This is a genomic window from Thermodesulfatator indicus DSM 15286, assembly GCF_000217795.1.
Classification (GTDB): Bacteria; Desulfobacterota; Thermodesulfobacteria; order Thermodesulfobacteriales; family Thermodesulfatatoraceae; genus Thermodesulfatator; species Thermodesulfatator indicus.
On the sequence record NC_015681.1, the window covers coordinates 1,334,467 to 1,357,912 of the forward strand.

General features: G+C 42.4%; 22 protein-coding genes and 1 pseudogene. 12 read left to right on the top strand and 11 right to left on the bottom strand.

Annotated features, from left to right (window positions below; all coding sequences use genetic code 11):
- Positions 1 to 84: 84 nt before the first annotated feature.
- The 11 genes and pseudogenes from THEIN_RS06470 to THEIN_RS06515 all read left to right on the top strand — a co-directional run bounded on the left by THEIN_RS06470 (position 85) and on the right by THEIN_RS06515 (position 8,764).
- The gene (locus tag THEIN_RS06470; protein ID WP_148236944.1) at positions 85 to 573 is read left to right on the top strand and encodes a hypothetical protein; all 489 of its coding nucleotides are present in this window, start codon (positions 85 to 87) and stop codon (positions 571 to 573) included.
- 71 nt (positions 574 to 644) lie between these two features.
- The gene (locus THEIN_RS06475; protein ID WP_013907882.1) at positions 645 to 1,640 is read left to right on the top strand and encodes a hypothetical protein; all 996 of its coding nucleotides are present in this window, start codon (positions 645 to 647) and stop codon (positions 1,638 to 1,640) included.
- Between the two features lie 64 nt (positions 1,641 to 1,704).
- The gene (locus tag THEIN_RS06480) at positions 1,705 to 2,274 is read left to right on the top strand and encodes a coiled-coil domain-containing protein (protein ID WP_041434565.1); all 570 of its coding nucleotides are present in this window, start codon (positions 1,705 to 1,707) and stop codon (positions 2,272 to 2,274) included.
- A 213-nt stretch (positions 2,275 to 2,487) separates the two neighbouring features.
- Positions 2,488 to 3,429 (top strand): IS5 family transposase, encoded by a 942-nt coding sequence (locus THEIN_RS06485; RefSeq protein WP_013907885.1) that lies wholly within the window; start codon positions 2,488 to 2,490, stop codon positions 3,427 to 3,429.
- 258 nt (positions 3,430 to 3,687) lie between these two features.
- Positions 3,688 to 3,813: a hypothetical protein gene (locus THEIN_RS12460; RefSeq protein ID WP_281054736.1), complete on the top strand. Its 126-nt coding sequence runs from the start codon at positions 3,688 to 3,690 to the stop codon at positions 3,811 to 3,813.
- Positions 3,798 to 3,893, top strand: a pseudogene (locus tag THEIN_RS12545) (type II toxin-antitoxin system PemK/MazF family toxin); the annotation flags it as partial. The gene THEIN_RS12460 and the pseudogene THEIN_RS12545, both read left to right, overlap by 16 nt.
- Before the next feature lie 116 nt (positions 3,894 to 4,009).
- Positions 4,010 to 4,273 carry a DUF4160 domain-containing protein gene (locus THEIN_RS06495; protein WP_013907886.1) on the top strand — a complete coding sequence of 88 codons (264 nt, stop codon included), beginning with the start codon at positions 4,010 to 4,012 and terminating at the stop codon, positions 4,271 to 4,273.
- A gap of 24 nt (positions 4,274 to 4,297) precedes the next feature.
- Positions 4,298 to 4,552 carry a DUF2442 domain-containing protein gene (locus THEIN_RS06500; protein ID WP_013907887.1) on the top strand — a complete coding sequence of 85 codons (255 nt, stop codon included), beginning with the start codon at positions 4,298 to 4,300 and terminating at the stop codon, positions 4,550 to 4,552.
- A 245-nt stretch (positions 4,553 to 4,797) separates the two neighbouring features.
- A complete protein-coding gene (locus THEIN_RS06505) occupies positions 4,798 to 5,778 on the top strand; it encodes a KpsF/GutQ family sugar-phosphate isomerase (protein ID WP_013907888.1) in 981 nt (326 codons plus the stop codon).
- A gap of 15 nt (positions 5,779 to 5,793) precedes the next feature.
- Positions 5,794 to 7,371 (top strand): glycogen synthase, encoded by a 1,578-nt coding sequence (locus THEIN_RS06510; RefSeq protein ID WP_013907889.1) that lies wholly within the window; start codon positions 5,794 to 5,796, stop codon positions 7,369 to 7,371.
- A gap of 16 nt (positions 7,372 to 7,387) precedes the next feature.
- Entirely contained in the window at positions 7,388 to 8,764 is a 1,377-nt protein-coding gene (locus THEIN_RS06515; RefSeq protein ID WP_013907890.1) for a TrpB-like pyridoxal phosphate-dependent enzyme, read from the top strand.
- A gap of 747 nt (positions 8,765 to 9,511) precedes the next feature.
- Here THEIN_RS06515 and THEIN_RS06525 read toward each other — a convergent pair.
- From THEIN_RS06525 to THEIN_RS06535, 3 genes are all read right to left on the bottom strand, one after another.
- Entirely contained in the window at positions 9,512 to 11,023 is a 1,512-nt protein-coding gene (locus THEIN_RS06525; RefSeq protein WP_013907891.1) for a YifB family Mg chelatase-like AAA ATPase, read from the bottom strand.
- 339 nt (positions 11,024 to 11,362) lie between these two features.
- Positions 11,363 to 12,451, bottom strand: coding sequence for an SLC13 family permease (locus tag THEIN_RS06530; RefSeq protein ID WP_013907892.1), 1,089 nt, complete (start codon positions 12,449 to 12,451; stop codon positions 11,363 to 11,365).
- Positions 12,452 to 12,862: 411 nt separating this feature from the next.
- Complete coding sequence (locus tag THEIN_RS06535; RefSeq protein WP_013907893.1) at positions 12,863 to 13,555, bottom strand: hypothetical protein; 693 nt, start codon at positions 13,553 to 13,555, stop codon at positions 12,863 to 12,865.
- A 257-nt stretch (positions 13,556 to 13,812) separates the two neighbouring features.
- On the opposite strand from THEIN_RS06535, the gene truD reads away from it, so the two are divergent.
- Entirely contained in the window at positions 13,813 to 14,967 is a 1,155-nt protein-coding gene (gene truD, locus THEIN_RS06540; RefSeq protein WP_013907894.1) for a tRNA pseudouridine(13) synthase TruD, read from the top strand.
- Here the strand turns inward: truD and secA are convergent.
- The 8 genes from secA to pstA all read right to left on the bottom strand — a co-directional run bounded on the left by secA (position 14,964) and on the right by pstA (position 23,446).
- Positions 14,964 to 17,720, bottom strand: a complete 2,757-nt coding sequence (secA, locus tag THEIN_RS06545; protein WP_013907895.1) for a preprotein translocase subunit SecA — start codon at positions 17,718 to 17,720, stop codon at positions 14,964 to 14,966. The genes truD and secA overlap by 4 nt on opposite strands.
- A 277-nt stretch (positions 17,721 to 17,997) precedes the next feature.
- Positions 17,998 to 18,129 (bottom strand): hypothetical protein, encoded by a 132-nt coding sequence (locus tag THEIN_RS12465; RefSeq protein WP_281054737.1) that lies wholly within the window; start codon positions 18,127 to 18,129, stop codon positions 17,998 to 18,000.
- A gap of 122 nt (positions 18,130 to 18,251) precedes the next feature.
- Positions 18,252 to 18,959 carry a MotA/TolQ/ExbB proton channel family protein gene (locus tag THEIN_RS06550; RefSeq protein ID WP_013907896.1) on the bottom strand — a complete coding sequence of 236 codons (708 nt, stop codon included), beginning with the start codon at positions 18,957 to 18,959 and terminating at the stop codon, positions 18,252 to 18,254.
- A 1-nt stretch (position 18,960) separates the two neighbouring features.
- Positions 18,961 to 19,806 (bottom strand): 1,4-dihydroxy-6-naphtoate synthase, encoded by an 846-nt coding sequence (locus tag THEIN_RS06555; protein WP_013907897.1) that lies wholly within the window; start codon positions 19,804 to 19,806, stop codon positions 18,961 to 18,963.
- A complete protein-coding gene (locus THEIN_RS11625) occupies positions 19,785 to 20,402 on the bottom strand; it encodes a phosphorylase family protein (protein ID WP_013907898.1) in 618 nt (205 codons plus the stop codon). Before THEIN_RS11625 ends, THEIN_RS06555 begins: the two co-directional genes overlap by 22 nt.
- Positions 20,403 to 21,767, bottom strand: a complete 1,365-nt coding sequence (gene phoU, locus THEIN_RS11630) for a phosphate signaling complex protein PhoU (protein WP_013907899.1) — start codon at positions 21,765 to 21,767, stop codon at positions 20,403 to 20,405.
- A gap of 45 nt (positions 21,768 to 21,812) precedes the next feature.
- Positions 21,813 to 22,577 (bottom strand): phosphate ABC transporter ATP-binding protein PstB, encoded by a 765-nt coding sequence (gene pstB / locus THEIN_RS06570; protein WP_013907900.1) that lies wholly within the window; start codon positions 22,575 to 22,577, stop codon positions 21,813 to 21,815.
- An 8-nt stretch (positions 22,578 to 22,585) separates the two neighbouring features.
- The gene (pstA, locus tag THEIN_RS06575) at positions 22,586 to 23,446 is read right to left on the bottom strand and encodes a phosphate ABC transporter permease PstA (RefSeq protein ID WP_013907901.1); all 861 of its coding nucleotides are present in this window, start codon (positions 23,444 to 23,446) and stop codon (positions 22,586 to 22,588) included.

Consider the following 23,446-nt stretch of genomic DNA (forward strand, 5'->3'; position numbering starts at 1 on the left):
AAAAAATTAAAATCGTTGCTATTAACTATTAAGCCGAACTATGGAATCAAAAAACTCAAAAAAATAAATCACGATTTATGTAGCTTGACTAAAGAAATAAAAGAAAAATTAGAATCAGAAAAAAATAACGACATCGGGAAACACTGGCAGGCTTGGTGCCAGTCATGGTTAAAGAAAAAATATATTATTTCAGATGATACCCAAACATATAAACTTACCTCTAATGAGATAGATATCATAAACTGTTTATTAGATGATAATTACGATTTTTTCAAAAAACTGAAAGAATCATATAATTACTTTCGTTATCCTTATCAATATTATAAAGCTCATGAGCTATGGTCATCTTCTGAGGTAGAATATCTTGACTGGTTTTGGTGTGAAGTAACATATATATTTCCTCTGCCGATATTAGTAAAACCAGAATTGCCGTTAATCAATGCTATATCATATCATTCAAATACTCCATGCGTTCAAATTATACAAACAAACAATAATTATATTCAAACTTACATTAATCATTTACAAAGGGTCTTAACAAGGAGAGAAAATTATAAAAAAGATGTCAGCTAACAATAGGGTGCAGTTGACCGCCAATCCGCTGCGCTCCTTGGCGGCAACCCTGGACGTTAGACGGTTAAGATATGAAAAATAAAAAAACAACTGCATGGATTGGTTTTGCTGGCGCAATTATAGCCGCATTAATTGGCGGACTTTTTATGTTGTATACGAAAAATGGTAGTTCTAATTCTATTAGTATAAAAGTTAAAAATAGCAAGCAAACCCCAATTGCAATTGGAAATCAAAATCAAATTTCTATAGAAAACAAAATAATAAATAAAGCAAAGAAAATAGCTATCATAGATGTTATCAAAGACAAAGAGCTTCATCTAGGAGACAATGTTTATCCGAGCACCTATGGAGTTTCATATAATCCTCTACAACAAGATATTTATCCGCAAGGAGTGAGGGGTATTATTTATTATGACAAGAAAAATAAAGTTTTTTTATCTGATAGCGATCGTCCAACAATTTTAGGGCAACTACTGGTCAATTTTATTGAACAACGTATTAGAAAAATAGATTTTTCTTGTTACTGGTGGGTTCATGCTTTTAACGTTGAAAACAAGGAATACAAAGATTTAATAAAAAAAGCAAAGAATGACCCAAGTGTCTATATGCTTGGCTCTACTATTTTAGTTGCAAAAAACCGACATTGGGGCAATTTCTATGAAAGATATGCTGCGGTAGGAATTGCTAGAAAAATTAATTTTGTTTCTGAACTAGAAAGAGCGGGGATAAATCCAAAGAATAAAGAAAAATTAAAATTGCGCATAATTTTGCGAGCATATCATGGTGGAATTCGTAAAGGACAACCTGAAAATTTCGTTGTGCAGATAAACAACTTTGTACAAGTTATTCCATCAATAAGTAGATATATGAGGGATCCTGAAGAAATCTCATTAGAAATTCCAATAGATGAAGTTTATTTTGATAAAGGAAATGTTTTGTTTTTATATGTTCTTCCTTGGGTTGAGGAAAGGCCCCAGTTGATTTTAGATGGAAAAGTTAAAAAACCAGCGCATTTTAGGGATGTAGGGGTGACTCTTTTGCAAATAAAAATATATGAGGACGTCTAACAATGCACTGCAGTGGACGCCAATTCCGCTGCGCTCCATTGCGCCACTGAGCTTAGTCGTTAGAATGTTTATAGATAGAAAAACAAAAGGATATTTAATAATTGCTATCTTTTTAGTAGTTATATTTTTGGTTTTTAATTTTACTAATTTATGGAAATACTATGTAGACTTTATTTATAAAAACATTTTCCAATTTTTAGGTTTTAATAAATTACATCCATATGTTGGTATTTCTTTGCTGATCATTTTAATCTATGGTCCTTGTTTAATTTTAGGATTTGTGATAGGCAAGATTTTCCAATATTATATAACAAGTCCTTTATTTAAATATAAAGAACATTTAGAGGCTTTAATTCAATCTTATAAAAATCTAAAAGATGCTTTATTGGTTATTGAAGATTTACAAAAAGATATTAAAGGAAAATTAGAAGAATACGAAAAAATAAAAAAAGAAATTGAAACAGCAAAAGAATTAGCTAATCAAAATAGAAAAAAATTGAAAGATATGATTGATTATATATCTGGTAGTAGATGGCAGAAATTTATAGCTTATTTTATAAGCTATATCTTAGGAATATTATCTGCAATGACCTACGATTATTTAAAAAACATTATACAACATTTATATAAATGAATATAAATCTAACAACTCCCTCCAGCGGACGGGCTAACCGCCCGCTGCTGAGTTTGAGCGTTAGAAAAAAAGTGATAAAATTAAAAATTAAAAAACAAAAGAGGAAGATTATGCAAGCACAAACAGAATATGAAAAAAGAGACCTTTGCAAAATTTGTTGAATAGTAATATTTCTCATGATAAATCTACTTAAAAACTAAAGGAGCTTCATTTATGTTCAGAGAAAATAATACAAATCTAACTATAGGCGAACATCTTATCTATCAAAACTTACCTGATGACATCTTGGCTCGTATCAATAAACTCATCAATTGGGATCCTTTTCAACAAATCCTCGTTTCTCTTCATCCTTCTAAAGTTGGACGCAAGGCTTATAACCCCGTCCAGATGCTAAAAATCCTCATCATTCAACAAATCTACGGCCACTCTGACCCGGAAATGGAACTTATGCTCAAAGGCAACCTCTTCTACCGTCGCTTCCTTGGCCTCTCTGCTATTGACCCCGTTCCTGACCACTCTACTATATCTCGCTTCCGTTCTGATCTCAAATCCTTGAACCTTTATCGTAGGTGCTTTGAAGAACTTAAACGCCAGCTCGCTCAGAAGGGTTTTGAACTTCGCTCTGGCAAAATCATTGATGCTCGTCTGGTTAAAGCGGCTAGACGTCCTGGCAAGGATGACGATGCCTCCTTTACCCAAAAAGGCAAAAAGACTGACTACGGCTACAAAGACCATATTGCTATTGACGTTAAAAATGAGTTTGTTTCAGAGTTCGTTTGCACACCAGCTAACGTGCACGATTCCCAAGTTCTTGATGAATTACTTGAAGGAGAAGAGGCAAGTGTTTTTGCAGATAAAGCTTATGATAAGCAAGAGTTAAGGAGGAGGTGTCGTAAGAAGGGGATATTTTGTGGAGTTTTAGCAAAGGCCAGGAGGAATAGGCCCCTTTCGGCCAGACAGAAGAAGAGGAATCGAATTTTTTCTCGTATAAGGGCCAAGGTAGAGCGAGTATTTGGCATTTTTTCCTTACATCTTCAGAGGGAGAAGGCGAGATATGTGGGACTATTTGCCAACGAAATTCATTTATTTTTAACCTGTTTTACGTATAATCTTTTGAATTTAGCGTGGCAGATGAAGAGGAAGGAGGCGATTTAGGAGGAAAAGTTGAAGAGATAAAAGATAATAGGATAATACTGCGAGGAAGGAGAAAATAACAAGGAAAATGTGATTAAAACCTGGAAAAACTAAGAAATTTTGAAGGAGAAGAGAAAAGCAAAAGGGATAGAAATCAGAGATTTTTGCTTTAATGGCCAAAACGGAGAATAGAAAACAAAATTAAAATTATTTTTTCAAAGGTCTCAAAAAATTATTCTGGAAAAATTAAAGCAATTACCTTTATCTTATTGGAAAGAAGTGATTGATTTTATTGAATTTTTGAAATTAAAAATCGAGAAAAATGAAACTTTATTTTTAAGCGAAAAAAGTTTAGCCAAAGAGTGGCTTCTACCTGAGGAAGATGAAGCATGGAAAGATTTATAAGGGGTGATATAGTAGTAATTCCTTTCCCTTTTTCTGACTTGACTGGTGCAAAAAGACGACCGGCTTTGGTTATAACTAACAAACCTATCCAGCGGACGGAATAACCGCCCGCCGCCGCTGAGTTTAGGCGTTAGATTGAAAAATTTTTGAAAAAGATTAAAATTATTTTTTTGATAATTATAGTTTAGTTGAAATTATGCCTTATATTTCAATATTTTTCGGAATAATTATTCGTATGTTCTATAATGAACATGATCCTCCTCATTTTCATGCATACTATCAAGGGCTGGATGGAATTTTTGATTTAAAAGGAAATTTAATTAAAGGAAATATTGAAAAATCTAAAACTGCTTTAAAATTAATAAAAGAATGGGCAGAACTTCATAAAAAGGAGTTGGAGGAGAATTGGGAAAGAATTAAAAAAGGGGAATCGTTAAGAAAAATAGAACCTTTAAAATAATATTTATTAAATGGAGGAAAAAGGATGTTAGAGAGATTGAAATATTTACCAAAGATTATAGATGCTAAATATATTGGTAATTTTACAATAGAAGTAGAATTTGATAATGGAGAGAGAAAGAGAATAAATTGTCGTAAATATTTAAAGGGAAAAATTTTTGAAGAATTGAAAGACGAAGAGAAGTTTAAGGAATTTTTTATAGATGGATATACAGTATGTTGGCCTAATGGAGCAGACATAGCTCCTGAGACTTTATATCTTGAAGGAGAAAATCACTAACAAACCTCTCCAGCGGACGGCGTTACGCGCCGCCGCTGCCCCTTGTCGTTCGCTGGAGCAAATTACGGTCACGGCGAGGCCTCGTTACAGGCCGAAGCAATCTCAGGGATTGCTTGCGGTCCAATTCAATAGTTGGTAATTGAATCAATTCTAACCCAGACCGGCCTATCTGGATTTTGTCTTTATGGAAATGCTTTCTAAATTTTGAGTAGCTACCCTTTTGAAAATTTAGTAATTTATGGGCCATGAAACCGGAATTTATCGTAAAAAACGCCCAGGAAGTCTTTGACATTGAAATAGAAGGCCTAAAGGAAGTTCAACAAAAACTCGGCCCTGAATTCGTAAAAGCTGTGGAGCTAATCCTTAATACCCGTGGGCGCGTCGTTGTTACGGGCATCGGGAAAAGTGGCCTTATTGGCCGCAAAATTGTGGCTACTCTTTCTTCTACCGGCACACCTTCTTTTTTTCTTCACCCGGCTGAGGCCCTTCACGGTGACCTGGGCATGGTGGTGGTAGACGACATACTTCTGGCTATATCCAACTCTGGTGAAACTGAAGAAGTCAACAAGCTCCTTCCGTCACTTAAAAACCGCGGTGTAAAAATCATCGCTTTTACCGGCAACCCTTCTTCTACTCTGGCTAAAAACGCTGACGTAGTAATAGACATAGGCGTTCCACGAGAGGCCTGTCCCTTGGGAGTTGCTCCTACCGCAAGTACCACCGCAACACTGGTTATGGGAGATGCCTTAGCCATGGTGCTCGCCAAACTGCGTAACATCCGCCTGGAAGACTTTCGCCGCAATCACCCAGGTGGCTCCCTTGGAGAAAGGCTAAAGGTAGCGGTATCCCAAATTATGCTCACCGGGGAGGCTTTGCCTCTTGTTGCTCCTGAAGATACCATGTCTCAAGTTATCGAAGTGATGGACGAAAAGCGCCTGGGCTGTGCCCTGGTGGTTGAAGAGGGAAAAAGGCTCTGTGGCATCGTGACTGACGGAGACTTGCGTCGAGCCCTTCTAAAATATGGAGACTTTAGAAACCTGGCCGTCAAAAAAGTCATGACCCCTAACCCTAAAACCATAGAGCCTGAAGCTCTGGCAGCTGAGGCCCTTTATCTCATGGAGAAAAAATTAATCACGGTTTTACCTGTAACAGACGAAGAAAAAAGAGTGGTCGGTATTCTTCATTTACATGATATTTTAGGTAAAGGTCAGTTTAAATTTAACTAAAATTTGGAGGCCAATATGTTTCAAATCAAAGAAGTTTACACCTTAACCCGAGAATATAGAGATATTGCCGGAGCTGGCGGCTTAAAAGACGTGGCTCAGGAGCTTTCTGAAGCCCTGGTCAGAAAAGGTATCAAAGTAACTGTTTTTATGCCCCGCTACGGATTTCTGGATCCAGAAAAGCTGGGTTTCTGGCAAACCGGCGTATCTTTTTCCGTAGATATGGACTACGCCCACGAAGAGAGACGAGAAGAAATATCTCTCTGGCAGGGAGAGCTTAACGGCGTGCGCATATTTCTTATAGAAGCGGACCGCTATGCGGAAAAGCTTGGCATTTACACCTACACCGAGGAAGAGGAAAAAAGGGAACCCTGGAAAAAGAAAGGCACCGGGCATTTTGATTATTTTGCTATGAATATCTTGCTCCAAAAAACGGCCCTCTGTACTGCTATTTACCTTGAAGAAAAGCCTGAAATAATCCACTGCCACGATGGGCACACCGCCTGCACTCCCGCACTTGCCCGGGAAATCATGGGTTTTCGGCATTACTTTCCCTACTCAGGTTTTCTTATCACCATACACAACGCCGGCCTTGGCTATCATCAAGACGTGGCGGACCTTCCCTTTGCCAAGGCCAATACCGGGCTTCCCTGGCGGGTTATAAATGACTCCCTGCTAAACGGTTCTTTTAACCCCTTTTTATGCGGGTCTAAATATGCCGTCATAAATACGGTTTCTGAACAGTACGCCAAAGAATTGCAGGAAACAGACCTTGACGCCCATACCGGCTGGCTTGGGCATGCCTTAAAAGAAAGAGGCATTAAACTTTACGGCATCACCAATGGCATTACGCCAGAGGATTTTGACCCGCGCAAACCCGAAAAACTTGGCCTTCCTGCCGGTTTTGACCCCCTGAAAGGAGACTTTGCCGGGAAAAAAGTCTGCCGTCAGGAACTGTTGCGCAAGATAAAAGAACGTGATCTGCGCGTGAAGGCCTTTGGTAGTCCTGAAGACAGAGAAGGCTGGCCCCTTCTTACGGCCATTTCTCGTTTAACTGAACAAAAAGGCATAAACATATTGGCCCAGACCCTTAGAATGCTTTACGAACAGGGCGAAGAATTTCTCACGGTAATCCTTGGCACAGGCACCCCGGAAATAGAAGAAAGCCTCATGGCCATTGCCAGAGACTTTCCCGACCGCATGGCCTTGCTTTTAGGCTATGACCCGAAACTTGCCAATTTAATTTACGCTGCTGGAGACTTTTTTGTTATCCCGTCAAATTACGAACCCTGCGGCCTTACGGACTTTATGGCCCAGCTTATGGGAAATCTTCCCATTGTGCGCCACACCGGCGGCCTAGTAAAAGTAAAAGACGGCTTCAACGGCTTTGTCTATGTGGAACAAAAGCCCGAAGAATTGGCAGGCGCTATTCTGCGAGCCTTTGAAGTTTACCGAAAGGACCCGGCCAGGATAAAACAAATGATAAAACAGGCTATAGAACACATTTATGAAAATTACACCTGGGACAAAGTCTCAGAAAAATATTTAGAACTTTACCGCAAGGCCTTAAATTTGCGGCCTATTTCTAAAGATTAAATAAGGAGGCAGCCCAATGGACGATACTAAGATTTTACTTTCAGAGAATGAACTCCCAGAGGCCTGGTATAATATTATTCCGAGGCTACCTAACCCACCCGCTCCACCACTTAACCCTCAAACCAAAGAGCCCGTAAAACCAGAAGACCTTGAGCCGATTTTCCCTAAATCTCTTATTGAGCAGGAGATGAGCCCTGAGCCGTGGGTGGAAATTCCAGGCGCCGTCAGAGAAATTTATAAACTCTGGCGGCCAACACCCCTTCAGCGGGCTCGCAACCTGGAAAAGGCCCTGGGGACTCCGGCTCGCATTTACTTTAAAAACGAAAGCGTAAGCCCGCCTGGTAGCCATAAGCCTAACACCGCTGTGGCCCAGGCTTACTATAATAAAGAAGCCGGTATAAAAAGGCTGGCCACAGAAACCGGGGCTGGCCAGTGGGGAAGTGCCCTTTCCTTTGCCTGTAAACTCTTTGGCCTTGAGTGCACGGTTTATATGGTAAAAGTCTCTTTTGAACAAAAGCCTTTTCGTAAAAGCCTTATGCACATTTGGGGGGCAGAGGTCTTCCCTTCGCCCACCAATCGCACCCAGGCTGGCCGTAAAATTCTTGAGGAAAATCCTGACTCTACCGGAAGCCTTGGTATAGCCATTTCCGAAGCCGTGGAAGACGCCGCCACCCATGAAGACACCAACTATGCCCTGGGAAGTGTCTTAAACCATGTGTTGCTTCATCAAACGGTAATAGGCCTTGAAACCCAAAAGCAGCTTGCTTTAGCCGGAGAAAAACCAGATATCTTGATTGGCTGTGTAGGTGGTGGTAGTAACTTTGCCGGATTCACTTTTCCTTTTATCGGTGACATAATTGAAGGCAAACTTGAGGCGGAAGTCATAGCCGTTGAGCCCACGAGCTGCCCCACCTTGACCAAAGGTATCTACACTTATGATTTCGGCGACACCGCCGGGCTTACCCCGCTTCTTTTGATGCATACCCTGGGGCATTCCTTTGAACCACCGGCTATTCACGCGGGAGGGTTGCGCTATCATGGCGACGCCCCACTGGTTTGCCAACTGGTCAAAGATGGCTATATAAAGCCGCGGGCCTATCCGCAGAACCCCTGCTTTGAAGCGGCGGTCCTTTTTGCCCAAACAGAGGGCATAATCCCTGCTCCTGAAACCAGCCACGCTATAAAGGCTGCCGTTGACGAGGCCTTAAAGTGCAAAGAAACAGGGGAAGAAAAAGTAATTGTGTTTGGGTTTAGCGGGCACGGCCACTTTGACCTGGCGGCTTACGACGCCTATCTTGAGGGCAAATTAGAAGACTACGAATACCCTGAAGAAAAAATTAAAGAAGCCTTAGAAGCCCTGGCCCATTTCCCCAAATTTCCAACGGGCCTCTAGTAAGAGGGGCATTTGCCCCTCTTTGTTAATAATGGGGTCATTAAATAGGCGACAATTGAGTCATTGTATGGTTTTAATTTAACACTGTCATTGCGAGGTCTCGCTAGAGGCCGAAGCAATCCCAGGGACTGCTTCGTCGCCTTCGGCTCCTCGCAGTGACAGCGAAGGTTATTTCGCTTTAGCGATTATGTCAGCGGCGATACTTTGTCGTGTAAAAATCACTCAGATTAATAATAAGAGATCTTTGCAAGATTCAAAAAACATAGATTGATCGCCACGGCGATACTTTCGCTCGCTAGTGAGCTGCTTTGGCTGCTGGCGCCTTGCGACAGAGATTCCTTCGCTAGCGCTCGGGACAGGGATTGCTTCGTTCGCCATGACTGGAAAAGGGACGGCCTTGCAATGATCCTGCTGGTCCACTTCGTCGGCCCTACGGGGCTCTTTGTAATAACATACCTTCATTGTTACTGCGAGCGAAGCGAAGCAGTCTTCGCGCCAATAACCATCAGCCACCGGCCATTAGCCATCAGCCACCAGCCATCAGCCACCAGCCATCAGCCATCTGCCACCAGCCATCAGCCATCTGCCATTTGGTCACGGCGAGCCCTTTCCCTTCCTTGTCACTGCGAGCCCGTATGGACGAAGCAGTCTCTTAAGTATAGCCTTTTTCAAAGGTCTCTTGAGTTAATTAAATAGACGACAAATTTTATCCTCATTGCGAGCGGAGCGAAGCAAGCTCGGATTTATTTACCATAGCGGGCGGTCAAAAAGACGATACTGCAAGGCTTCTAAAAGGTGAGGTGTTCGGATATTTTTTTCGCCTTCAAGGTCGGCGATGGTGCGGGCAATTTTTATGACCCTGTGCCAGGCCCGGGCCGAAAGATTTAACTTATCCGCTGCCTTTTCAAGGATAGCCCTTTCTTGGGGGCCAAGCTGGCAAAAACTGTTTATTTCCCGGTTGCCCATATGGGCATTAAGAAAACCTTCTTTTTTAAAGCGCTTTTTCTGAATTTCTCTGGCCTTCGACACCCTTTCGGCCACAGTTTTAGAAGATTCACCCTTTGGCGCCTGACTTAAGTCTTTTATTTCTACCGCAGGTACTTCAATTTGAATGTCAATGCGGTCAAGAAGCGGGCCTGAAATTTTTTGCCGGTAACGCCGCACTTCTTGGGGCGTGCACTGGCAGGCCTTGCGTTTGTCCCCGTAATGGCCGCAGCGGCAAGGGTTCATGGCTGCTATCAGAGTAAACTTGGCCGGGTAGGTAATGGTCATGTTAGCGCGGGAAACCGTAATTTGGCCTTCTTCAAGAGGCTGGCGTAAGGCTTCAAGGGTATTGCGCCTGAATTCTGGTAATTCGTCTAAGAAAAGTACACCCCGATGGGCCAGAGAAATTTCTCCCGGCCTGGGAGGGTTTCCGCCACCAATTAAGCCGGCGTCAGAGACCGTGTGATGTGGCGCCCGAAAAGGCCTTTCCCAGAGCACCGGATGCTCCCCGGAAAGAAGGCCAGCTACGCTGTAAATACGAGTGGTCTCTAAGGCTTCTTCGTAAGAAAGGGGTGGAAGAAGCCCGGGAAGCCTCTTGGCCAGCATGCTTTTGCCAGAGCCAGGTGGCCCTACTAGTAAAACGTTGTGGCCGCCAGCGGCAGATATTTCCAGGGCGCGTTTGGCCTGCTCCTGGCCAATGATTTCTGAAAGGTCGGGATATTCTCTGGTTTCTGGCTCAGCATCTTCTGGTATTTGAGGGGGCTTGCCTTCACCACGCAAGATAGCTACTAATTGCGCCAGGTCCTCGGCGGTAAAAATTTGAAGACCTTTCACTAGGGAAGCCTCTTTAGCATTTTCAAAAGGACAAAAGAGAAAAAGACCTCTTTCCTTGGCGAGTAAGGCCACCGGAAGGATCCCTCGCACGCCTTTGAGTTTGCCATCTAAAGAAAGCTCGCCGTAAAAAATAAACCGGCTTACCCTTTCTTGAGGGAGAATTCGCATGGTAACCAAAAGGCCGACAGCAATAGGCAGATCAAAGCCGCTTCCTTCTTTTTTGAGGTCAGCCGGAGCGAGATTTACCGTGATTTTCTGGTCAGGAAAATCAAAGCCTGCGTTTTTAAAGGCGGCCCTTAACCTTTCTTTGCTTTCTTTAACCGCTCCCTGAGGAAGCCCAACTAGGGAAAAGCCCGGGAGCCCGTAAGATATGTCAACTTCAACCTCTATAAGCCGGGCTTCAACTCCCCACAATGATGCCGAAAAAGTTTTGGCGAGCACTCAATACTCCTTTTTTAGGTATTATTCGGAAAAAAGCCACCAAACATTAATTGGATCTTTTAGAGTTATTAATCCGAGCGTTTTTTACACGACAAAGTATCGCCGCTGACATAATCGCTAAAGCAAAGTAACCTTCGCTGTCACTGCGAGGCCTCGTTAGAGGTCGAAGCAGTCTCAGAGATCCCTTCGCTGCGCTCGGGACAAGGATTGCTTCGCTTCGCTTGCGGTGACTCAATTGTCGCCTATTTAGAGATTCCATTAATGAGTAAAACATTTTGCAAAAATCTCATTTGTTTATAACTACAGTCTATTTGAAGACAAAGAATGAAAAAGGGGATATTAATGAAAGAAAATTATTAAAGATAGAATGAAACTAATCAAAAAATAGGGAATCGAGTAAAGATGAAAGAGAAGATAAATATCCCTTTTTGAATAAAGACGCAAACCAATTAAATTAGCTAATGAAGCAAAAACTAGTCCATTGCCAGCCACATTAACACCATAAGCTATGGCTTTCAAATTAGTTGAATAATTAACTAAAAATATAGCTGCCGGGACATTACTAAAAATTTGTGAAGCTAAAGCAGAAGTTATAAATACATATTTACTACTTTTAATCAAAAGGTTATTAAAAAAAATATTTAAAAATTTCAAATAAAAGATAAGTTTAATATTAATGAAGATCAAAATAAAAAGAAAAATTAAGCCCCAATCGCATTTGAATAATATCTTTCGAAAGAAAAGAGCAAAAATTAATATTAAAAAAATAAGAAAATTTATTTGATCAAACTCTAAAAAACAGAGAAATAAAACAAAAAAGAACATAGCAACAACAAAATCTTTTTTAAAAAAAGAAATTTTTACCTTAGACATCTTAGATATTTTTTCAGAAGGAATAAGAAAAAAAACAAACAAAACCAATAATATTAACAATAACAAAAACAGGGGAAACATTATTTCAATAAATGTTAGAAAAGATATTTCCCACTGATGCCACAAAAAGAGATTTTGAGGATTTCCAATTGGGGTTAGTGTTGAACCAACATTTGCTGCTATTATTTCAAAAATAACCAATTTTGCTAATTTTTTTTGAAGAATATCCTGCAACGTTAAAGTAATGGGAACAACAATAAAAAGAGATATATCGTTAGTAAGAAAAGTAGCAATAAAAGCTGTAAAAACAACAAAAAATAGACTTAAAATACGTTCATTTCTTATGTTGGAGGCTATAAAATAAGAAAAGTAATAAAAGGCTCCGCTTTCCTTAATAGCTGTAGTTATTAGTATCAAGCCGCTAAGACTTAAAATTGTTTTCCAATCTACTAAAGTGGGGATTTCTGTTAAAGGAAACTTGCTCAAAGCAATCAAGATTAAGGCCAAAAAGAGAGAAAGAAACAGGAACAGGTTATTTTTAAAATAAAGAATCATGCGAAAATTTTATTATCGGAAACGGTTTTTGCCAAAATTAAAATCATGGGTTGGGCTCGCCAAGGCGAGATTTTCGCTCGCGAGAGAGCTGCTTCGGCTGCTGACGCCTTGCGACAAAGATCCCTTCGCTAGCGCTCGGGACAGGGATTGCTTAGCCACTTCGTGGCCCGCAATGACTGGAAAAGGGACAGGCTCGCAATGGCGCTGCAGGGCTACTTTGTCGGCCCTGCGGGCTCTTCGTAATAACATACCCTCGTTGTCACTGCGAGCGGAGCGAAGCTGTCTTTTCCGCCCTTAGCCATCAGCCATCGGCCATCTGCCATTTGGTCACGGCGAACCCCTTCCCTTCCTTGTCACGGCGAGCCCGTAAGGACGAAGCAGTCTCTCAAGTATAGCGTTTTGCAAAGGTGTTTACCTGGCATAAAACTTCATCTCCTGTTGGGCCGGATAATCAGGCACCACACGTAAACCATCATGATATATTTTTATATGAGCCACTATCATTTGTTTATAAGCTACAGGAAAAATCCAACTAGCTTCTGGCTCTCTAAATTCTGCAGCAGGCAAAACTTTTAAGTTTTTGACAATACCAATTAACTTTTCATTTATTTTCTGTAATGTTATTTCTGTAGATTGGGCAAAAACATGTATTCCCTTGGGAAGAGGCTCTCCATTAATAGGATTAAAATCAATTACTCCTACTACCGAATTCTGGTAAAGGATGGCCCCTTTGACTTCTATATCCCCTCTAGGGCCTCTTTTAACCCACACTTTCCCTGGGGAAAGAAAACCTTCTATTTGTTTAGCCGTAGCTACTGCTTGAGGCAAATTATTTAGTATTACAGGAACTTGCGGAGCGAGCCCCATTACCCCTGGTGGAGGTGGTGCCCCTGGTGGTGGAGGCGGTGCCCCTGGTGGAGGCGGTGCCCCTGGTGGAGGCGGTGCCCCTGGTGGAGGCGGTGCCCCTGGTGGAGGCGGTGCCCCTGGTGGAGGTTTCATGAGAACAGACTGATTTAAAACAGGAGGTAATTGATTTTGAGCTAGAACACAAACAGGGAAAAGAAAACATAAAAGCAGGATCATAACATTCAAAAATACATTCATTTTCAAACTCCTTTAAGTTATTTTAATTCAGTTTCAATTAAAAATACCTGGGAAAATTTTTAAACGCAATTCTTTTAACGTTTAAAAATTTAAGGTACCAAGGCAAAAAATCATTTTTTATTTGTTTTCTTTTGATATTTGGCTTTTTCCAAAAAAACGCTACATACCTTAGCCCTAAAGTCTTTCGTGAGGCAAAAGTATTCTTTTCAAGTCATGAGCATTCTATAGCTCTTTAGACTGTGTTATAAAAAAGCGCTATGCGCATCAAAGTTAAGCCGGAAGACTTTATCGTCTATGAAGTGGCTGACATCAGACCTGAACCCCAGGGTGATTTTGCCCTTTATCGCCTTTATAAGCGAGGGGCAACTACCTGGGATGTAATCGGAGATATAGCCAGGCGTCTGCGCCTTAAGGCCTCGGCCATTCAGTTCGGTGGCCTCAAAGACCGCCACGCTATTTCTTACCAGTACGTAACTATCCGCCACGGACCCAAAAAAGACATAAAAGGTAAAAACTACGAACTCTCGTATCTGGGACAGACAAAAACCCCCATGTCCAAGGCCCGACTTAAAGGAAATTTTTTTCGCCTTCTGGTGCGAGAGGTTAAAATCTCGCCTGAGAAACTCTCGCGCGAAATAGCACTTATATCCCGTTACGGAGTGGTCAATTACTTTGACGAGCAGCGTTTTGGCTCGGTAAAACACGGCCTCGGGTTTGCCGTAAAAGAATTAATTCTTGGCCATTACGAAAGGGCCTTATATCTTTTGCTGGCTGAAGGAAGCCAATACGAAATGAAAAGGACCGAGGCCTTCCGTAAGTGTCTTAAGAAAAATTGGCCAAATTTTTCGGCCTGCCTAGACCTGGCTCCAAGCCCCTGGGAGAGGCGTCTCCTCGAGTTTTTAGCCAGCCATAAGCCCTCTAAACGCACTTTCAAACGAGCCTTTGCCCTGGTTGACCGGGAGTATCTTTTGATGCTCTGTCATGCCTACCAGGCCTACATCTGGAACGAGACGGTTAAGCTTTACCTGAAAAATTTGGGCCTAAAACTTTTGCCTGTCCCTTACCTACTCGGAGAACTACTTTTTTATCGCGATTTTCCCGAAGAGCTAACCGAAGCTATCCTGGGCACAAAGATCCCCTTACCAAGCCCAAGGCTTATACTGGACCAGCCATTAAAAGAATTAATGGAAGAAGTATTAAGACTTGAAGGCATAGACGGCCTTGAGAAATTTCGCACCCTGGCCAAAGGGGCTACTTTTAAAACTTATCCCCGTGAAGTAGCCATAATCCCCCAAAAACTCAAGTACGAAACAGTTGACCAGAACAAAGTGTGGCTTGAATTCTTTCTCCCCAAGGGGAGTTACGCCACTATCGTTCTCAAGAGACTTTTCTTACTTCCAGAGACGAATTAGTGCAAAACAGCTTTTTCTTTTTTGGGTTTGGCGCCTGGGCGGCCACAGCACTTTTTATATTTTTTACCACTACCGCAGGGGCAAGGATCATTGCGGCCGATTTTTTTGCCGCGTCTTATAGGCTGTTTTTTGGGCTTTTCTTCCCGGGTTTCTTCTCCACGGCTGTAAACCAGACGCAAAGGCTTTTTCTTTTGTTCTTCTTCTAATTTTTCTACTTCTTCTTCACGTTCAACCTGCACGCGGTAGAGGAAAGAAAGGGTTTGTTCTTTGATACGTTCAATCAAGTCCGAAAACATGGCAAAGGCTTCTCGTTTATACTCCTGTAAAGGATTTTGCTGGGCATAGCCTCTTAAGCCGATCCCCTCACGCAGGTGGTCCATGGCCAGGAGATGTTCTTTCCAGAGAGAATCAATGGTGTGCAGCAAGAACATGCGTTCAAGCTGCCTCATAGTATCCTGGCCAATTTCTTGTTCCTTTTCTTCGTAAGCTCTAAGGGCCTGTTCTGCCAGATTTTCCGCAAGTTCTTTGGCATCAAGCAGGTCTTCTTTTATTTCAGGGCGAAAACCAAAAACACCCATGAAGCGGTCTTTAAGGCCCTCTAAATCCCAATCAACAGGTGAGCCCTTTTCTTCACGGTATTCTTCCACTATGCCTTCGCACACATCGCGGACCATGTCGGTAATCCAGTCTCTAATATTATCGCTGGCGAGGATTTCTTTGCGCTGGCTATAGATGACCTCACGCTGTTTGTTCATTACGTCGTCGTATTCCAGTAAGTGCTTACGAATCTCAAAGTGATGGGCTTCCACCTTTTTTTGGGCCTGTTCAATAGCCTTAGACACAAAAGGATGTTCAATGGGCTCGCCTTCTTCTATACCCAGGCGATCCATGATTCCTCTTAGCTTATCTGAACCGAAAAGCCTTAAAAGATCGTCTTCAAGAGAGAGATAAAAACGTGAAGAACCAGGGTCTCCCTGTCTTCCGGCACGGCCTCGGAGCTGGTTGTCTATGCGTCGAGATTCATGTCTTTCAGTGCCGATGATATGAAGCCCACCAAGGGCTTTTACGCGTTCGTAGTCTTCCTGGCATTCTTTTACTTTTTGGTAAAGCACTTCAGCCCAGCGCTCAGGGAATTTCTTGGTAGGGTCTTCACCCTGGCGGGCCATCTGCAAGGCCTCATTCCAGGAAGAGGGATCAATGCTATCAAGGTCGTAACCCTCTTCAGCCAGGGTTTCTTTAGCCAGGCCTTCAGGATTTCCACCAAGAAGAATGTCAACTCCTCGGCCAGCCATGTTGGTAGCAATGGTTACGGCTCCTGAACGGCCAGCCTGAGCAATTATGGCTGCTTCTCGCTCGTGATACTTGGCATTTAAGACCTGGTGCGGAATTTTCTTTTTCTTGAGAAGACCGGAAAGAATTTCACTATTCTCAATGCTTGTAGTACCAACGAGCACCGGGCGACCTTCACGGTGTAATTCTTCTATTTCTTCAACTACGGCGTTGAACTTTTCGCGTTTGGTGCGATAAACCACGTCGGGATGGTCCACACGAATCATGGGTTTATGGGTAGGGATAACCACCACATCAAGGTTATAAATTTCTTTGAATTCAGCGGCCTCGGTTTCAGCGGTACCCGTCATACCGGCCAGTTTTTCGTACATGCGGAAATAGTTCTGAAAAGTAATGGTAGCTAGCGTCTGGTTTTCTTTTTCAATCTTCACCCCTTCTTTGGCTTCAATGGCCTGGTGTAGGCCATCACTCCAGCGGCGGCCGGGCATTAAACGGCCGGTAAACTCATCAACAATAATGACCTTGCCGTCTTTTACGATGTAATCCACATCACGGTGAAAGAGATGATGCGCCCGCAAGGCCTGATTTATGTGATGCACCAGGCTTATATGACGCGGGTCGTATAAATTCTCTACACCGAGGAGGCGTTCCATCTCGGCCACGCCTTCTTCGGTAAGCATGGCGCTTTTGGTCTTTTCATCAAGGGTAAAGTGAACGTCTTTTTTCAAGTGGCGGACGAGTTTGTCAATATGATAATAAATTTCAGTGGATTCTTCTGAAGGCCCGGAGATAATCAGAGGGGTTCTCGCTTCGTCAATCAAGATAGAGTCCACTTCGTCCACGATGGCGTAGTGGTGCTCGCGCTGGACCATGTCTTCCAGGGAAAACTTCATGTTATCGCGCAGGTAGTCAAAACCAAATTCATTGTTGGTGCCGTAAGTTATGTCACTGGCATAGGCACGTTTGCGTTCCTCTTCGTTCATGCCAGAGACAATTACGCCTACGGAAAGGCCAAGAAAATTGTACAAAGTGCCCATCCACTTGGCGTCTCTTTTGGCGAGATAATCGTTTACGGTAACAATATGCACACCTTTTCCGGTAAGAGCGTTTAAGTACGCCGGGAGAGTGGCTACAAGGGTTTTTCCTTCACCGGTTTTCATTTCGGCGATTTTCCCTTCGTGAAGGACGATACCGCCCATGAGCTGGACGTCATAATGGCGCATTCCCAGCACCCGGCGGCTGGCTTCACGCACCACGGCAAAGGCCTCTGGCAGCAAGCTATCAAGGCTTTCTCCCCGGTCAAGGCGTTCTTTAAATTCCTGGGTCTTGGCCTTAAGTTCGGCGTCAGATAACTTCTGGATTTGTGGCTCAAGCGCGTTTATTTTGGCCACAATCGGCTTTAGCCGCTTAATTTCTCTTTCGTTTTTGGTTCCTACGATTTTAGCTAAAATTTTGGTAAACATATCAATCCTCTATTACTGATTCTTTTTGAGACCTTTCCAAAATGTTATACCCAAGAGACTGCTTCGCCCATAAAGGGCTCACAGTGACACCCTAAAGAGTCATTGCGAGGCTGCGCCTAGCAGCCGAAGCAATCTCTATCGCGAGGCGACATAGTCGCCGTGGCAATCTATCTATGTTTTTTAAACTTTGCAAAGGTCTCTTTTTTAATAAGTTTTGTTTACATTAAACAGCTTTCTTGGAATTATGGCAAGAAGGAGCGCAAAAACACGGACTCTTTTAAGGAGCCTCCAGCAAATTACTAGACAGGCCGGTGGCGTAAAGTAATTTGGCGTAAGCTATTTTTAGGTCAGCCAAGGCCTGTATACGCCTCACCTGAGCACTGGTAAGAAAGAATAATTTAAAAATCAAGGGGGCTACGCCCCAGTGCCTTGCCCCCGATACTTAACCGAATCTAGAATCCAGGAAACTAAATTTAGCCATTTCTATTTTGGGTGGTCGGATAGTTTCTTTTTGTAAGAATAGATAATGTTTTAGTTTTCTTCGTTATCTGTAATTTCGTGCATAAATTCTTTTTCGATAAGAAGAATAATTACTTCTCCGAGTTCGTTTAGGCGAGTATCAATGGTTTCCAAGCGAGCGGCAAAATAATTGTAGGCCGTACTAGCCGGGATAGCGGCAAAAAGGCCAAGGGCCGTAGCAATAAGGGCTTCAGCAATACCTGGGGCTACAGTAGCCAAGCTGGCCGATCCCTTAAGGCCTATGTGGTGGAAAGCCGTCATTATGCCCCAGACCGTACCAAACAGACCTATAAACGGGGCGCTATTCCCGGTTATTGCCAGAAAGGAAAGACCTTCTTTTAAAGTTACGAGTTCTCTTTCTCTGGCGACGTTTAAGTAGCGATTTAGGCGTTTGATAAACATTTCAAGCCAGAGGGCAAAAAGTTCTTTTTTGGCAGGAAGGGCGCTTTCTGAGCGGAGCCTTACCAGTTCTCCTAGTAAATACCGGGCGATATTCCAGCCAGAAGATTTTTTATAACGGCGTAATTTAGTAGCCAGTTCCTGACAGGAAACACTTTTTTCAGCAATGAGAGATAGCTCTCCAAGGCCGCGGGTAGCTTGCTTGAATTGCCGCCATTTTAAAAAAATGACAGCCCACGTACCAATAGACATAAAAAGAAGAACCAACATGGTTAGCTTGGCTACGAGCCCTGCTTGAAATATCAGATACCAGAGATTCACTTTAGCCTCCTTGGGGGTGAAAGATAAAATTTTCAGGGACTCGTTTTAGCAAACCCTTTTCAAGACATTTGTCAAGAAAGACACTTACCGCCTTTTGTCCTTTTTCTTTTAAGGAGAAAGTAAACTCGTTTACAAAGGTTTCGATGTGTTGCTTTATAATCTTGGGTTCAAGCTCTTGAGCGTGCGCCGTTATAAAGGGCCAGATTTGGTCTATATGCTCACGGGCGAAGGCCAGGCTATTTTTAATGTCTTTACAAATTGCTTCCTTATCTTCTTTGGAAAGTTTGCGCTTGACAAAGATTCCTCCAAGAGGGATAGGAAGCCCTGTTTCCTTTTCCCACCAGTTACCTAGATCTACTAACTGATAGAGACCAAATTTTTCATAGACAAATCTGGTTTCGTGGATTAAAAGGCCGGCATCAACTTCACCTTTGAGCAGGGCCGACATAACCTGGTCGTAACGCAAATTTATAACTTCTCCTAAATCAGGACAGTAAAATTTCAGTAAAAGATAAGCGGTGGTATTTTCTCCAGGAATAGCAATACGGACGCGGCTAAGATCTAAATTATTTTTACGGGCTACAAGTACAGGCCCACAACCATAACCCAAGGCGCCTCCTACCGGTAGAAGCTGGTATTTACTAATAATTTTGGGGAATACCCCAAAAGAAAGTTTGGTTACGGTTAACTTTTCTTTAAGGGCCCACTGATTTAATTTTTCGACATCTTCTATAAATAGCTGGTAATCAAAAGACAGAGAAATTTTTTGAGTAGCTAACGCGCCGAATATGTAAGTATCATTGGGGCAGGGTGAAAAACCAAGGGTTAAAGTTTTTGATTGAGGCATAACAAGGCTTCTCCGAGCTTTTCAAGTGCCGTATCTATAGCCCAGGGGCTATCTGGTTCTGTTAAAAGATTACTAACCGCTCGGATTTCAATCAAGGGGAAACCAAGTTTTTGAGCTACCAAAGCTACAGAGAAGCCCTCCATGTTTTCAATAAGGGCATTTTGATGTTTTATGGCCAAAAGCTCTGCCCGTGAAATATCCCTCGTAGCGCAACACACTGTTACAAAAGGTCCACACTCAGGGGAAAACCCATTATCTTCTAAAATAGCCAGGGCTTTTTCCAGTAAAGGGTGGCGTAAAGAACATTCTTTTTTGACCGGAAGTTTTTCGGAAAATGGTTGAAAACCTATGTCGTAGCATATTCCCAGATCTCCGAAAAATTCTACACTAGCCAGAGCGATGTCTCCTGTGTTGAGTTGGCTGTCTGGATAGGCTCCACCAATGCCTGCCAGAATAACGGGACCTTTATTTTGATTTAAAAGAGCCTGGTAAGCTCCAAGGGCCGCTTCCACCGGCCCCATGCCTATTATTTCAGGGCTTAGGCCTTTTGGGCGCAAACGAGACGCTTCTATTTCCGTAGGGACTAAGATTTTCATCTACACTTTGGCTAGCATAGCCCGCATAAGGTCTCCTGCGTTTTCTGCTCGGCCAGATAACTGGCATATTAATTCAGTAACCCTCAGCAAATGGAGAATAGAAACAGCGTCTTGTTCTATGTTAAAAATTTCTCGTTTTAAAGTGGTGGCGATTTCATCACTTTCATGTTCACGTGAACGGATGTTACGGATTACCTCTTTAGCTTTTTCTCTGGCAATGGTGTCTTCCAGGCTTAAATAAGCTTTAGCATATTCTAAAAGAGGAATTAAAAGCTCTGTAGTTTCGATATTATGCTTAGTTAATAAAACTAACTGAAAAGAAATATCTTCAGAAACTTCATATTCCTTAAAAGTAAGCCATTTAAGGATTTCTTCTGCAGCATCAGCAATGGCATCTTGTTCTTTGAGATACATAAATAATTCAAATTTATCCACCGGAAGAATTATTCCGTGAGGAAGATGGCCGCGAATATTTTTCTTCAATGAGTCAGCTTCGCGTTCAATTTGAACCAGATCCGTATAAATTTTGTGGCAAGCTTCTAAATTTTTTTGAAAGAATACTTCAAGGGCTTTGGGGAGCATATTCACGCAGCGAATAACCAGTCGGGCATGTTCTTCAAGTAAATCAAAGAGATCTTTCTTCTCTATAACCTCTTTTCGTTTCGAAATTTCAAATTTTTCCTCTTTGATTTCGCTTATATAAGACTCACAAATTTCTGTATGTCTAATTATGCGACCTTCTACAAGAAAAACTACCTCTTCGGAAATGTTTGTGGCTAAATCTGCTACTCTTTCAAGATTCTGGATAGCAATAATATAATCAACACCCATATCTATTATTTGGGGGTTAGATTTCATACACTCAATAACTTGGCCAATAAGAACATTTTGAAAATCATCAACTTTCCCGTCTCTAAGACAAACAGCACAAGCCTTTTCAGGATCTTGAGTCACAAAGGCTTCTAAGGCTCCGTCGAGCATCCCTAAGGCCTCTTTGGCCATATCACTTAAATCTACCGGGCAGGTAAAAACTCCTCTTTTGACGATATCTTCTACTCTTTCGGCGATATTTACTGCCTGGTCTCCTAAGCGTTCTAAGTCACGTATCATGCTCATGGCGGAAGTTATAAAACGCAAATCTCTAGCCAGGGGATGATGAAGAGCCAGTATTTTCATACAAAAAACAAGAATTTCATTTTCTATGGCGTCTATTTTGTGGTCTTGCTTTATAACCCGTTTGGCTAGTTCAGGGTCTCTTTCTTCAAAGGCCTTTACCGCCGTACGTACAGACTCAGAAACTAGACGACACATTTCTAAGAGATAACGTTTAAGTTCTTGTAGATCTTTTTGAAGATGAATATTCATAAAAGGCCTCCAATTTAGGCTTATAAAATTCCATTTTATGATTATTTAGCTAAATTTTCCAGTTAAATATTCTTCGGTGCGTGGGTCTTTCGGATTAGTAAACATCTCCGCTGTAGGGCCAAACTCTACTAGTTCTCCTAAATAGAAAAAGGCTGAATAGTCTGACACTCGTCCAGCTTGGGGCATATTATGGGTTACGATGACGATAGTTACTGATTTTTTTAGCTCAACGATTAAGTTCTCTATTTGTAGGGTGGCTTTAGGGTCAAGGGCAGAGGTGGGCTCATCCATGAGCAGGACTTCTGGGTTTACGGCTAAAGCACGAGCAATACATAAGCGTTGCTGCTGTCCACCAGAGAGAAAAGTCCCTCGTCTATGAAGAATATCCTTTACTTCATCCCACAAAGCGGCTTTGCGTAAGGCCTCTTCGCAAATACGGTCAGCTTCTTCTTTTTTGAGGCGGATCCCCAGGAGTTTGTATCCGGCCAGCACATTGTCATAAATAGTCATAGTGGGGAAAGGATTAGGCTTTTGAAAAACCATTCCTACTTTACGTCTTACGAGAATAGGATCCATCTCAAGGATATCCTGATCTCTTAAAAATATTTTTCCTGAGTACCAGGCTCCAGGGGTGAGCTCGTGGAGACGATTAAAACACCGCAAAATGGTGGTCTTGCCGCAGCCAGAAGGCCCCATGAAAGCGGTAACTTTTTTTTCAGGTATAGACATAGATACATGTTTAACGGCCATAAAATCGCCATAGTAGGCACAGAGATCTTCCACACGAAAGATGGGGTTTTCAATGCTCATTTCGCCTCCTATTTTTCACCCGCTACCCGACGGGCCAATATTCTTGATGCGATATTTAGCAGAAGAACGATAGTGATTAGGACAATTGAAGCTCCCCAGGCCTGTTGCCACCAGTCTTCATACGGACTCATAGAATAATTGAATATGAGCAAAGGCAACGCATTCATCGGTTCCAGAGGGTTATAAGTCATAAAAGGATTACCAAAGGCGGTAAAAAGTAGAGGGGCTGTTTCTCCAGCAATACGCGCTACAGCTATCAATACTCCTGTGGTTACGCCAACCATGCCAGTTGGCAAAACCACCTTTAAAACTGTGCGCCAGTAAGGCACTCCCAGAGCGAGGGAAGCCTCCCTCAAAATATTTGGAACCAGGCGTAAAACCTCTTCAGTAGTGCGCACTACTACCGGAATCATCATAATGGCGAGAGCCACTGAACCTGATAAAGCAGAAAACTTGCCCATAGGTTTAACTACCCAGGCGTAAGCAATGATACCGATAACGATAGATGGAACTCCTTGGAAAATATCCGCACACATTCTAACCAGGTGGGCAAATTTGGATTCCTTGCCGTACTCGGAAAGATAAATGCCTGCCATTATGGAAAGAGGAACTCCCATAAGAGAGGCCAGGCCAACAATAATGAAAGTACCCACAATGGCGTTTTTGATACCGCCGCCTGGCTCTCCAGGAGGGGCCGGAAGATTGAGAAAAAAGTCAATGCTTAGACTGCTTATGCCTTTTTGAAAGAGCTGAAAAAGTATTATGAAAAGGGGAATAGCTGGAATTATGGCCAAAATGGCTATAGTAGCCAGAATTATTTGATTTTTAGTCTTTCGCCACTGGTATTTAACATTGTTAACGTTGTTCAT

Coding starts and splice junctions, on each gene's coding strand:
- THEIN_RS06475 (WP_013907882.1), top strand. CDS start 645: ATGAAAAATAAAAAAACAACTGCATGGATTGGTTTTGCTGGCGCAATT.
- THEIN_RS06480 (WP_041434565.1), top strand. CDS start 1,705: ATGTTTATAGATAGAAAAACAAAAGGATATTTAATAATTGCTATCTTT.
- THEIN_RS06485 (WP_013907885.1), top strand. CDS start 2,488: ATGTTCAGAGAAAATAATACAAATCTAACTATAGGCGAACATCTTATC.
- THEIN_RS06495 (WP_013907886.1), top strand. CDS start 4,010: ATGCCTTATATTTCAATATTTTTCGGAATAATTATTCGTATGTTCTAT.
- THEIN_RS06500 (WP_013907887.1), top strand. CDS start 4,298: ATGTTAGAGAGATTGAAATATTTACCAAAGATTATAGATGCTAAATAT.
- THEIN_RS06505 (WP_013907888.1), top strand. CDS start 4,798: ATGAAACCGGAATTTATCGTAAAAAACGCCCAGGAAGTCTTTGACATT.
- THEIN_RS06510 (WP_013907889.1), top strand. CDS start 5,794: ATGTTTCAAATCAAAGAAGTTTACACCTTAACCCGAGAATATAGAGAT.
- THEIN_RS06515 (WP_013907890.1), top strand. CDS start 7,388: ATGGACGATACTAAGATTTTACTTTCAGAGAATGAACTCCCAGAGGCC.
- THEIN_RS06530 (WP_013907892.1), bottom strand. CDS start 12,451: ATGATTCTTTATTTTAAAAATAACCTGTTCCTGTTTCTTTCTCTCTTT.
- THEIN_RS06535 (WP_013907893.1), bottom strand. CDS start 13,555: ATGAATGTATTTTTGAATGTTATGATCCTGCTTTTATGTTTTCTTTTC.
- truD (WP_013907894.1), top strand. CDS start 13,813: ATGCGCATCAAAGTTAAGCCGGAAGACTTTATCGTCTATGAAGTGGCT.
- secA (WP_013907895.1), bottom strand. CDS start 17,720: ATGTTTACCAAAATTTTAGCTAAAATCGTAGGAACCAAAAACGAAAGA.
- THEIN_RS06555 (WP_013907897.1), bottom strand. CDS start 19,806: ATGCCTCAATCAAAAACTTTAACCCTTGGTTTTTCACCCTGCCCCAAT.
- THEIN_RS11625 (WP_013907898.1), bottom strand. CDS start 20,402: ATGAAAATCTTAGTCCCTACGGAAATAGAAGCGTCTCGTTTGCGCCCA.
- phoU (WP_013907899.1), bottom strand. CDS start 21,767: ATGAATATTCATCTTCAAAAAGATCTACAAGAACTTAAACGTTATCTC.
- pstB (WP_013907900.1), bottom strand. CDS start 22,577: ATGAGCATTGAAAACCCCATCTTTCGTGTGGAAGATCTCTGTGCCTAC.
- pstA (WP_013907901.1), bottom strand. CDS start 23,446: ATGAACAACGTTAACAATGTTAAATACCAGTGGCGAAAGACTAAAAAT.